Genomic DNA, 12,298 nt, shown 5'->3' on the forward strand with positions numbered 1-12,298 from the left:
ATTTTATTATAAAATTAAGTTTAATAGTAAAGAGGGGGAAATAGTGATAGATCTTATACAAAAATGTAAATCTGTCATACCTAGTAAAATTAAGCGACTTTGTTCAAAAATAGAGCCTGATAGACTGAAATATTATCAACTTATAAAGCAAAGTGATGAACTTAATTATAAATTGATAAAATACATATGGTGGAAAAATTTTCATATTGAAATAAAACACGCTCAACTAGAGAAAAATCATTCAAGTGTGAAATCTAATTACGATACATATACAGAACAATCATGCTGGATTCAAACTACTGAATTTAAAGATAATGATAAACTTAGAAATACATTACTTAAAAAGATAGCTACACAACCTAAAAAGAAATACATAAATAAAAGTTTAGAAACGTTGAATATCTATGGTATGTTGTGCTGCAAATATCAACATCTACTTGATGATGATCAACAAAATTCAGTTAGTGATTGTATTAAACAAAGTCTCAACGTAATTTTAAATCAAGGAAAGTTAAAAAAAACTAGAATCACAGATGAAAAATCAGATAAGCTAATCGGTGAAAATAAAAAGATACTAGAAAAAATAGCAAAGACAGAGATAAAAAATGAAAATTATCAATTAAAAAGTGATTTATGGATTAGAAAGATAATTTTTGAAGAGATTAAGCAACATATAAATAAAATCCATAAAGTTGAACAAGTGCCGAAAAATACTTACAAAATACAACAAATGCAGCAGGAAGTTAATGAAACAATAAGCATAATGCGTAGTAACGTTGAAAAAGTTATAACAAGAGGGCAATCATTAGAAGTACTACTAGAAAAAACAGAAGATTTAAAAGAAAGAAGTGAAGAGCTTTTTGTTAATACAAAAAGGATAAGGCATAAAACAGCTAATAAAAAAATCTTCTACTATGCCTTAACAGTAGTTGTTACAGTTGCTATTACTGCTTTGATTTGCTATTGTGTATATACTACTTTTAGTAAATCCAGTCAAAGTTTGGACAATGTTGCATTGATGCAAAATATGGGAAAATTGATCAATTCTATTACATAATTGCATATTTTGATTGCGTAACAAACAAGACAAAATAGTGTGCGTTCTATTTATCAATAAATCTAGATTAAGTTTGTAATTTTTTCCATACTGCCCCAGCTATTGCCGACTTTTACTTCTATTTTAAGTGGCACACTTATTATGTTCTCCATCACTTCTTGCATTAATTTTGCAACGTCAAATACATGTGCTTCCGCTGCTTCAACAATTAATTCATCATGAACTTGAAGTATTATCTTGCCAATTTTAAGTCTATCAAATAAACGAACCATAGCTTTTTTTATGATATCAGCTGCAGTACCTTGCAGAGGAAAATTAATTGCTGCCCTTTCGGCAAATTGCCGCAGTTTACTATTTACATTTTGAATAAAGCAATACCTACCAAAAAGAGTTTTAACATAACCATGGGACTTTGCATATAACTTCATTTTTTCCATATATATTTTAATTTCTGGGTAGCAAGAAAAGTAGTGATCAATAAATTCTGCAGCTTCATTTTTAGTTATTCCCAGTTGCTTTGCTAACCCAAACGGGCTGATACCATAGATAATACCAAAATTTATAGACTTTGCTTTCCGCCTTAAAGATTCACTGAGATTTCTTTCCTCTACACCAAATATCTGCTTTGCAGTAATTGCATGGATATCTTTACCTTCAGTAAAAGCGTTTTTAAATGCTAAAACGTTGGCAATGTGTGCTATAAGCCTAAGCTCAATTTGTGAATAATCAGCAGCTATAATTTTGTAACCTTCAGGTGCAATAAAAGCTTTTCTGATTGCGTTTCCCTCTTCACTTCTTATTGGTATGTTTTGAAGATTAGGATTATTTGAGCTTAGTCTACCAGTTGCAGTTGCAACCATGGAATAGTTAGTATGGATTCTCTTGGTGCTACTGTTGACCTGGCTTATTAAAGCATCTGTATAAGTGTTTTTCAGCTTACTGAAGTGACGCCAGCTAAGGACCTTATTTGCAATTTTCTGACCATCTGCTGCAAGTTCTTCAAGTACCTCAACATTTGTGCTGTATATTCCCGATTTTGCTTTTTTGCCTTTATCAAGGTTGAGCCTATCAAACAAAATATGGCTCAGCTGTTTTGGCGACCCAATATTAAACTCTTCCCCAACTAGCTCATATATTTCCTTTTCTAATAAAGTTATCTTTTGAGAAAAATCTTCTGATAACTCTTTTAACACTCCTTCATTTATTAGTATTCCCTGTTTTTCTATATCAGCTAATACTTTTTCAAGCGGCCTTTCACAGCGCTCATAAATGGTAAACAATCTTTGAGAGAATAACTTTTGTTTTAGTTTATTATGTAGCAAAATCAAAGTTTGTGCTGAAGGCTCAGCTATCTCTACATCCAAATTATACTTAATTATAGTTTCAAGTTTATGGTCATGCTTGCCTGTATCTATGCTATAGGACATGATCATTACATCATCTACTGCATCAATTTCAGGCAAAAATTTTCTTAAATCTTTTGTATTATATACTATTTTAAGTACTCCCTTAGAAATAAGAATAGGGCTGAGCAGCTTAAGAGATGGCTCTATATTATCTTGCTCCACACAAAAAAGATCATTTTCACTATAAGCAATACTTAAAGTTTTACTTTCCTCATGAAGATAAAGAGCCATTTTCCCTTCAGATTTACATCTATCTAAAAATACAAGTAAATTTTCATTACTATATTCAACTATGTTTTTTTCATTGTGAGCTTGCGTCTCATATGAAAATAATTTTTGTACTCTTGGAATTAAGGACTTAAATTCATATTTTTTGAGAAAGTCTGTTAATTTTTGGATATCTGGAGCTTTTATTCTATATTTTTCTAAATCACCTTCAATTTCTACTGTTGTAGCTAGGGAAACCAACTGCTTTGAAAGCAGCGCCCACTCCTTATAAGCCAGTATAGCCTCTCGGCACTTGTTTTGCTTAATTTGATGGGCATTCTCCAAGGTATTCTCTAGCGAACCAAACTCAGTTAGCAATTTTGCTGCAGTTTTGACACCTATTCCCAAAACTCCAGGTATGTTATCGGATGCATCTCCTGTCAGTGCAAGTAGGTCCAAAAGCTTATCTGGGCCTACCCCAAATTTCGCAATTACATCTTCTTCTTTTATATATTTATTTTTCATAGGATCAAATACTGAAACTTTTTCATCTATGAGCTGAAACAAATCTTTATCAGCTGTAACCACTGTTATTTTTAAATCATCATATTTACTATATGTTTTTGCCAGTGTGGCTATAACGTCATCAGCCTCATACCCTATCACTTCTTCGCAATTTAAGTTAAAAGCTGACACTGCCTCTCTCAGTATTGCAAATTGTGGTATTAAATCTTCAGGCGGCTTTTGTCTATTGGCTTTATATCCATGGTATATTTCATGACGAAAATTCTTCTCGCCAGTATCAAAAGCTATAACTAAATATCCTGTTAAGTATTTAAGTAGCATATTGATAAAGCCATACACCCCACCAATAGGCAAACCTGATGTAGTGCTTAGGCCTGGCAGTACATAATATGCACGAAAGAGAAAACCATATCCATCTATTATTGTTAAAGTTTTTTCCACTATAATCTACATTATAAGCTCCTAGTATCTATTACTAAGAGAAAAAGACAAGTGATTAGTATTTAGTTAGTATTACAATATCTATATATAATAAATTAACCTAATATTTAACCAATTATTAACATATTATCATCAAAATTAATATTATTAATTATTTTAAATTGAGAAGAGATTATGCATACAAAGGATCAAAACAACAAACAGAGTCAGAAGGGAATAGATCAGATTAGCTCACCAATTATCTATACAGAGTATACAGATAATGGTAAATCTGTACCTATACAACCTTTTAGGGGAAAAAGTTCTTTGTCAGACAGTAGAAGAACAAGTATTAGTAGTGATATCTCTACTTTTAGTTCTGATAGTTTTAAGGATGATGCAACATCTCTAAAAAGCCAAAGAAGTGAAAGCGTTGATAGCGGTATATCTTCGTTACCAGAAACATCAAATCCGTATAGCAGTAATGAATCATTATTCTCTACGGGAAGTGCAGCTAAAAATATATCAACAGAAGAACTATTTGGATCTTTTGAAAACAAAGAATCACATGGCTTTGCTTATGAAAGCGATGTTGATGATATGTTATCATCTCTTTCTTCCAATGATACCAATCATAACCCACGTGCCCTGTCTTCTTTTACAACTTTTTCTGATACTGAATCAACTAGTATTGAAAAAATTCCAACCAATGAAGGCAGTTTTGCTTCAATAAAAAAACCAAGCATTCAAGATAGATCAGTAAAATTGGCAAAAAAAGTTGCATCCCCAACTGTGCCAACTTTTAAATCTAATGTTTCCAACGTCAATGCTCAAACAGATGATAAGTTAACTTCTGCTATTAGTGAAGATTCAAATAATATATTGAATTCAGAAAAATCAGTGGGGGAAGAAGTGCACTCAGCAAAAAAGATTTTATCTGATACGAAAGAAAGCTTAAAAGCGGATAGATCGAATGGTAAGTATACAAGTCTAAGAGATCTAACGCCTTTGCAAGAAAAAAAGAAAGAAATAAATCGTAAAGATCAGTTATCATCTAAAATTGACGAATTTATTTCACAAGTCAACTTAAGTGCTCGGAAGACAGTAGAAGAAAGAGTTAAATATGGAACTCTTGATATGCTAAAAATAAGCGCAGAGAGGTTAAATTTAAAAATAAAGACGGTGGATTCACTAATTAATGTAGACAAAAATAATAATGATAAAGTATTGAAGGTTACAGAAAAAGATATTCCTCTGCTCAAAGAATTAAAGCGTGATTTAAAGCGGACATTATATGGAGTAAATAAGCAACTATTTAAAGAAACAAAAAAAATACTGGCTCATCAACAGAGGGAACAGCAGGAACTACAAGATAAGATTTTAAAAGGTGACATTACAAAAATTGAGGAAGCAATTTCTACAGCAAAATCGGAAGTAAATTTGAAAGAACGTTATGACCTTCTATTACATCAGTTAGGAAAAGTGCAAACTCACTTTAGTCACAATAAAAAGTTACATCCTGACTTGAAAGAAGCAATAACAGAATTACGCAAAGAAAGATGGGCCTCTCAAACTAATATATGGGCAATAAGACCAGATGATACCACAAAAAATTACCTGCCTGAATCAAGAGTTGAGTTAACATTTGCAGAAAAAAGAGAGATTTTTAGTCGCAAAAGAGACGCTGCAAAAAGTCTTTTAGATTCTCAGCAATACAAGGGTGAAGATAAGGAAATACTTAAAGGATTACACAAACTTTATAGTAATTTAGCTAAGAGCTCAGAAGACAAACCTAAAGAAAAATCTAATCTTGAATATGCATTTAAGAGAGAATTTGGAAGTGCTTATCAAAAAAGTTGTAGCACTAGATTATCCGAAGTGTCAGTAAGCCGACCTGCTTCTTCTTTAAGTAAATAAGGATTTGCAAGAGTTTCTAAAATCAAACTAAAAAAGAAGAAAAGACCAGCTTCTGAAATTACTGAAGCTGGTAAAAAAATTTTATAGATATATAAATTTATATAGCAATAGCAGAAACCTCCCAAAAATAAAGTAAGAGAACGTTCAACAAACTGTAGACCCCCTGAGAAAGTGAGGAAACAGGTATGAAAAGAGAGAGAAAGATATAAAATAGCAGTTTTGGCAGAAGTTATGAAAAAGTGGCAAATATATATTCCGTCAATTTGCTGATAGCAGAATGCGAAAAAATAGTCGAAATAGTTAGTGGGAAAAAGTTAAAAAACAGGCGACGGAATCACATTAAAACGCTAGAAGACAAAATTTTATGTGTGTTAATATACTACCGAACGTATATAATGCATCCATTTTTGGGCTATTTGTTTAATTTACACAATTCAAATATTTGCTAAAAAAAATGGGTTAGCGAAAAAAATCAAGATCACAAAACCAGAAAAAATATTTTGGTAGATGTGACAGACACAGCAGCCAAAAGATAGCAAAAAGAGAAGGAATTGGAAAAAAGAAAACATAAAAACCGAAATGAAGAAAACGGACAAGGTTTCAAAATCTCATCGTGTTTAAGATACGAAAACAGTTCTGCCAGTAGATAGCATAAAATATGCTGATTCTAGGGTTGGCAAAAATTGCAGAAAGTATAAAAAATACCGTAAAAAACCCCGGAGCAAAAGGATCATAGCTTGCGTCGTTTAGGATGAGAGTGGAAAATAAGATTCAAAGATATTTAAAATTATGTTTACCGTAATTTTCAGAAAAATGAAGTTTAATATTATTTCTGGAACTTGAAGCATGGTTTTTTTGCTTTGGCCTAACTCATGCCTCGTTACTAATATACCGTTTCTCAGGGGATCTAGAGTAAAGTGGGTAGAATAATAGAGCACCCAGATTTTGCGTTACCGAATCGAAAAGAATTGTTAAAAAATGATATGGAATATGAAGTTTTAGTGATAGATAGTACAGAAACACCGATAGAAAGATCTGAAAAAAGCAACGAATTCAGGTAAGAAATACATTCAAAACTCAGTTAATTGTAGAAAAACAGAGCAAATCATTTGCAAACGGCAGAATTTTCGAATATTCAAGGAATCAAAAATTGTTAAAGTTTTAGCGGATAGTGGATACAGAGGGATGAGAAAAATTCATGAGAGCTGCCACATAGAAAAACAAAAAATTGACTAACGAACAAAAGAAAGAAAATCGGCAACCCATGAGCAAAAGAGTGGTAATAGAGAATGTGATTGGGTTAGATTCAAAATTATCGCAGAGTTTTGCTCTGAGATTCAATTTGATTGCTGCTATTTATAATTTTCTATATGAGTTTCGAAAGAGGTTCTCTAATATGTATTAAATAAAACTTGAACTGACACTTAGAACAAAAAAATAACAAAAAATAAGAGAAATGAATACAATACAAAAAAAATACTAAAACTAGGATTTTAGCAAAACAACTAGGAAATGTGTCACAAGCGTGCAAAGTGATGGGATACTCAAATTTTATCGCTTCAAGGAGTTATACGAAAATGGAGATAAGATAAGTAAGAAAGTTTGCAAACAGAGTTTCGGAAGACATAGAAAGATCTGTATAGCAACAGAATTTCCAGCATATAAAAAATGAGCTGAGAAAAAAATAATATCTGAAGGTGGATAGTTGAGACTTTTAAGAAAAGACTTAAAGCACTAGAAGCAAAAAGATGGAATAATTCTAACAGCTTTAGAAAAAGTGAAAGAACAAAGATAGTGAAATTGATACTCAGGTTAGGGAGTGTTCAACAAACTGTGTCAAACCGAGAATAAATATATTTAAATAGTATAAAAAATGGAGGTTTTACACATGAGTCAAAAAACAGCAAATAACTATATTGGATTAGTAGACTATAAAGAATTGGAAGAGAATATTCTGTCATCTATACGAGAAGGCAAGCCACTAACTGGCAAAGGAGAAGCACTAACACCATTAATAAAAAAGCTGATAGAAGCAAGTTTAGAAAGAAAATCATTTATCGTCTGAAGATGAAGAAAAGAATCGCAGGAATGGAAAAAACTCGAAAACTTTACTCAGGATCGTTTGAACTGCTAACACCAAGGGATAGAGAATTGAACCACAAATAATCAAAAAAAGACAAACAAACTTGCATCCTGAACTTGAAGCTAAGCACATTTGCCAGTGGTATGGGCTATAGAGACATAGCATCACATGTTGAAGAAATTTATGACCACAAGATATCGGCAGCAGAAATATCAATGACAAATTACTACCAACGAATGGCGTAACTGCAATCTGTATATCCAATAGTATTCATATGTTTTTTAAAGTCAAAGAGGATGCGTAAGTAAATGTATGTATAACATACTAGGTATAGATCAAAATGGCAGAAAAGAAGTATTGGGCTTTTATCTGGCTGATAGTGAGTTCTGGCTTAGTGTATTAAATGATCTCAAAGTGTGGAATCGTTGCCTGTGTAGATGGACTAAAAAGCTTTCCATAAACAACGTATTTCCCAACGCAGAAGTGCAATTGTGTATAATGCATCAGATAAACTAAAATATGTATCCAGCAAAATGAATGATTTGAAGAAAAGCTTCAAATAGAGAAATCGCTAAAAATTTGAGCTGGAAGAAAAATGGGAATGTAGTGGCAAAATAATTGGGAAACTGGCTATTTTAAGTACTCAGATCCTGTTAGGCGGATAGTTTACACTACCAATCCCATAGAGGGACTGCACAGGCAAATCAGGAAAAAACCAATTTACCAGTACAAATGCCTTGTACAAGCAATTATACTGTGCTATAAAAAAGATAGAGCAAAATTGGACTATACCAAATTGGGCTTTAACCATCTCTCAACTTGATATTTTCTTTCCTAATAGATTAAAAATTCAGTTGAGTTTTTGACACAGTTTGTTGAATACTCCCGAAAAACATTAAATCAGGATTCTGATAGTATATTTAAATTCTTCTGTCAGTTAATTCGTCACTGTCAGATTAAGTGATGTCTAGTACACTTTTGGTGAGTTTACCTTACATCCTTCATAATCAGCGTCATTACATATAAGCAATAATGCTACATCACTTTGTTTTTGCTCTATTGCATACAACAACATTTCTTTTAAAATATTTTGTTCTTCTTCTATTAACAATTCTACAGTAAATTTTTTTACCATATATTTTTTTACTTCTTTCTAGTTTTTACAACTTGGTTTCTCCAAAGGAATCAGATGCAGAGTAATGTAAATTTAATTTTTATGTAGTTAGGTGCTCGCCTTGAGCTTTAGTATTAGATCTATTTTATAGATATTTACAGGTGAAATAGCAGTAGAGAAGAGAAACATAAATTACATAGATGTTGTAAGTGGTAATATTACACCTTACATATTCTATGTCACCCACTATCCAACAGTATATCAAAAACAAGAATTCGAACAATTAAAAAAAAGATATTGGATCTATGGGCAATTTGCTGTTACAGTTGGCAATGTGAATGCTGCAGATGTACAGAAGTATATTGAAAGTTTCATAATAAACATCTCTGAGTTTTAAAACTTGCTTTATAAACGTTACCACCAGCTAAAGCTGGTTGTAGTTGATCATGCTTATGTATGTAAACCTTACCACTAAATTCAGATGAGCTTGTACTTGATATGCTTGAAAATTTTTCATTCTCATAAATTGAGTAGTCAGTTATGCAAGACATAGGTGAGTCTAAGATCTCATCAATAGCGCTTCTACGCTTACATATACGCGCTGCTCTACTACTAGAACTAGATGAGCTTGTATTTGATATATCTGAAAGTGTTTTACGCTTACGTGATAAAAACTCAGAAATAGGAGATTTAGATAAATCTGTAAATTCATCGTATTTACTTACTATACTAATCATTTCTTCCGACGTTGCAAACGCACCAAAAATCTCCCCAGTATTATTCGTTTTATTATAGTCAGCTCCGTGATGTAACAGTAGCTTTACCATTGATGCATGATCCTTTTTAACTGCCATAATTAAAGCAGTATCTCCCTTTTCACTACCATCTTGCATATCAAGATCAGCTCCACCACATATTAAAGCACTAACAGCTTTTTTATGCCCTTTTTGTACTGCAAGATGCAAGGGAGTTAATCCATGTTTATTTTTCTTATCAATAGTGTTCTTATCACCACATAAGAGCTCAATGATTTCCACATAATCCCTCTCAGCTGCTAGATGAATTGGAAGATTACCATCAATATCTGCTATATCAAACCTTAAGCAAAGTTCCAATAAGATGCTAACCATAATAGAATTATTTAATGAGACTGCTAAGTGCAATGGCGTCCACCAAATGTGATTTTTTGAATTAGCTTGAGTGATAGTCATCTTACTCATTAATAACCCTATCATATCATAATGCCCATGCAAAACAGCTGTGTGCAACAATGTGTTATTTAACTCATCCTTTGCATAGATACATGCACTAAAATTACTCAATAAAGACTCTACTTTTGATTTATGTCCATCTTTTACTGCACTAAAAAGCTTATCTTCTATACTCATGATTGTCCTCCCCACATACAAGTATCTTTAATAATATACTAAATCTGACATATTTATAAATATTATTTATTACATGGTACTCATAAATCTACTGGGTATATCATACGTCCCAACTATAAAACCCTATTATTTAAAGTTGCCTATAGCTCATCTAATAAATTTAATATCAAACTTGGAAAAAAGAAGATAATCAAGGTCAGCATTGATGTAATAACGAGGGGCACAAGAAGTGGCATTGGTGCTTCTTTAAAACTGTCTGATGGCTTTATAAAAAAAGCATTATATATTATTGGAATAAAGTATGCAGTATTCAGTAGAGTACTAAATATTAAGACTATAATAACAAATAAATTATCTGCGGTAAAGGCAGACCTAATAATGAAAAATTTACCCCAAAAAGCTGAAGTAGGTGGAAGGCCTATCATTGCAAATGCGCCTACAGTGAAAGCAGACATAGTAATTGGCATACTACGTCCTATACCATGCATTTCATGTAAATACTTTTTACCTGATACTGTTGCTATTGAACCTGCCACAAAAAACAAAGTAATTTTGGCAAATGCATGACATGCCAGTTGAAATACTGCTGCCTTAATCGCAAAATGAGTAAAAATTAATACTGACAATATGATATATGATAGTTGCGATATTGTGGAATAGGCTAGTAATTTTTTGAGATTGTTTTGTTTAAGCGCAATTAAAGAGGCAACTATAATTGTAAAACCAGCAGCATATGTTAGCCAGCTGCCTAAAAACCAATTCTGCTTTACGAAATTTTGCAGATTTTCTATGCCAAAAATATAGAAAACAATTTTTATAATGATAAATATTCCAGACTTAACAACAGCTACCGCATGAAGTAGTGCGCTAACTGGTGTTGGAGCAACCATTGCCTTAGGTAACCAAAAATGCATAGGCATCAGTGCTGCTTTTCCTATGCCATAGATTAATAAGAACAAAAGAACAACTGTAAAAGTTGGAGATACAATATTATTCTGTAACAAACCACCTGCTGTAAAGTCTAAAGAATCAGTAAGGTTTTGCAGTAACATTATGCCTGGAAGCAGTAAAATCATTGAGGAACCAAACAATAATCCTATGTAATAACGTCCAGAAGTTATCGCCTCGTTGCTTAGATTATATACAATTAAAGGATAAGTACTTATAGTAAGTAGCTCATAAAAAACAAAGGTAGTTAATAAATCTCCAGCAAAGGCGATAGATATCGTGCACCCTATAGCTATAGAGAAGCAGCAAAAAAAAAGGTTAGAGCCACCAGAATAGCTTTTTTGCATATAACAAACTGCATAAATGCTAGTGAGCACCCACAGTAAAGAAGCAATTAAGCTAAATGTCATACCTATTGGCTCTACTTTAAAACTGATATGTGCCTTCCCAAAATCAAGCAATGTAAAACTTAAATTTTGGTAGTGAATAGATAGGTAATAGATATATATTGTTGATATAAATAAGAGGAAAGATGATGTAATTATAATTATATTTCTAATTAATTTTTTGTTACATAGATAAATGAGTAGCCCGCTGAAAAATGGCAAAAAAACAGCTGCCAGTAAAGTATACTTCAAGTCTATAAAAAACTGCATAAATTTAAATTTATATCAAAGTAAATAGTAAGATTAAATAACAAAAGCTCAATTGCTTTATATGTACTAGCTGTTATAGTCCCAACAAGTAATAGTGTAAGTTATTCCTTAGTAGAAAAGGAGATATTGTGGGACAGATATTACACACAAGACAACGTACGCTGTGCGAACAGAATTACAGCGCTTACAATCACGCAGTTAAGTAAACAATATAACCTGAATCCTAAAACGGTCTTAAAATGGAAACTTCTATAGAACTATGGGCCCTAATTATCTGAGAGAGAGGAATGACCGTCAAAAACCTTTAGATGATTGTTTTTTAAACAACTACCTTATCTCGCAGTATCGTTGCTTAAAAAGACACAATCTTTACCTAAAAAGAATACTAAGCCAGAACTTCAAAAAATACGATATTTTCATGTTGATATTTGTGAAGCGCGAACAAAAAGTTTATATTTATGTAGGAATATTGTAAATATCTGGGATTCTCGCACAGGCTGTTATTTTCTTGAAATTTGCTGTGCCTTATAAGATTCATAACTGTATTCAATTCTCCTATTCTTTGCTTAAAAAAGCT

Annotated in this window: 9 protein-coding genes and 2 pseudogenes; 7 read left to right on the top strand and 4 right to left on the bottom strand. The window is 32.1% G+C overall.

Annotated features, from left to right (window positions below):
- Positions 1 to 43 precede the first annotated feature (43 nt).
- Positions 44 to 1,057, top strand: a complete 1,014-nt coding sequence (locus AACL09_RS04180; protein ID WP_339047206.1) for a hypothetical protein — start codon at positions 44 to 46, stop codon at positions 1,055 to 1,057.
- A gap of 62 nt (positions 1,058 to 1,119) precedes the next feature.
- Here AACL09_RS04180 and polA read toward each other — a convergent pair whose 3' ends face one another.
- A complete protein-coding gene (gene polA / locus AACL09_RS04185) occupies positions 1,120 to 3,639 on the bottom strand; it encodes a DNA polymerase I (protein ID WP_339049017.1) in 2,520 nt (839 codons plus the stop codon).
- Between the two features lie 171 nt (positions 3,640 to 3,810).
- On the opposite strand from polA, the gene AACL09_RS04190 reads away from it, so the two are divergent.
- The 6 genes and pseudogenes from AACL09_RS04190 (at position 3,811) to AACL09_RS06445 (ending at position 8,131) form a co-directional block, all read left to right on the top strand.
- Positions 3,811 to 5,532, top strand: a complete 1,722-nt coding sequence (locus AACL09_RS04190) for a hypothetical protein (protein ID WP_339047208.1) — start codon at positions 3,811 to 3,813, stop codon at positions 5,530 to 5,532.
- 311 nt (positions 5,533 to 5,843) lie between these two features.
- Positions 5,844 to 5,978: pseudogene (locus AACL09_RS06435) on the top strand (transposase family protein); the annotation flags it as partial.
- Positions 5,979 to 6,449: 471 nt separating this feature from the next.
- The gene (locus AACL09_RS04200; protein ID WP_339047210.1) at positions 6,450 to 6,593 is read left to right on the top strand and encodes a hypothetical protein; all 144 of its coding nucleotides are present in this window, start codon (positions 6,450 to 6,452) and stop codon (positions 6,591 to 6,593) included.
- A 399-nt stretch (positions 6,594 to 6,992) separates the two neighbouring features.
- Positions 6,993 to 7,126 (top strand): annotated as a pseudogene (locus AACL09_RS04205) (helix-turn-helix domain-containing protein); the annotation flags it as partial.
- 294 nt (positions 7,127 to 7,420) lie between these two features.
- Positions 7,421 to 7,597 carry a hypothetical protein gene (locus tag AACL09_RS06440; protein ID WP_410519793.1) on the top strand — a complete coding sequence of 59 codons (177 nt, stop codon included), beginning with the start codon at positions 7,421 to 7,423 and terminating at the stop codon, positions 7,595 to 7,597.
- A 330-nt stretch (positions 7,598 to 7,927) separates the two neighbouring features.
- Positions 7,928 to 8,131, top strand: coding sequence for a transposase (locus AACL09_RS06445; protein WP_410519794.1), 204 nt, complete (start codon positions 7,928 to 7,930; stop codon positions 8,129 to 8,131).
- Positions 8,132 to 8,582: 451 nt separating this feature from the next.
- On the opposite strand, the gene AACL09_RS04215 is transcribed toward AACL09_RS06445, so the two are convergent.
- The 3 genes from AACL09_RS04215 to AACL09_RS04225 all read right to left on the bottom strand — a co-directional run bounded on the left by AACL09_RS04215 (position 8,583) and on the right by AACL09_RS04225 (position 11,721).
- Entirely contained in the window at positions 8,583 to 8,750 is a 168-nt protein-coding gene (locus AACL09_RS04215) for a hypothetical protein (RefSeq protein ID WP_339047212.1), read from the bottom strand.
- Positions 8,751 to 9,100: 350 nt separating this feature from the next.
- Positions 9,101 to 10,117, bottom strand: a complete 1,017-nt coding sequence (locus AACL09_RS04220; RefSeq protein WP_339047214.1) for an ankyrin repeat domain-containing protein — start codon at positions 10,115 to 10,117, stop codon at positions 9,101 to 9,103.
- Positions 10,118 to 10,257: 140 nt separating this feature from the next.
- On the bottom strand, positions 10,258 to 11,721 hold the full coding sequence (locus tag AACL09_RS04225) for a proton-conducting transporter membrane subunit (RefSeq protein ID WP_339047216.1): 1,464 nt from the start codon (positions 11,719 to 11,721) through the stop codon (positions 10,258 to 10,260).
- Between the last annotated feature and the right edge of the window lie 577 nt (positions 11,722 to 12,298).

The sequence above is a fragment of the Candidatus Mesenet endosymbiont of Phosphuga atrata genome (genome assembly GCF_964020175.1).
Classification (GTDB): domain Bacteria; phylum Pseudomonadota; class Alphaproteobacteria; order Rickettsiales; family Anaplasmataceae; genus Mesenet.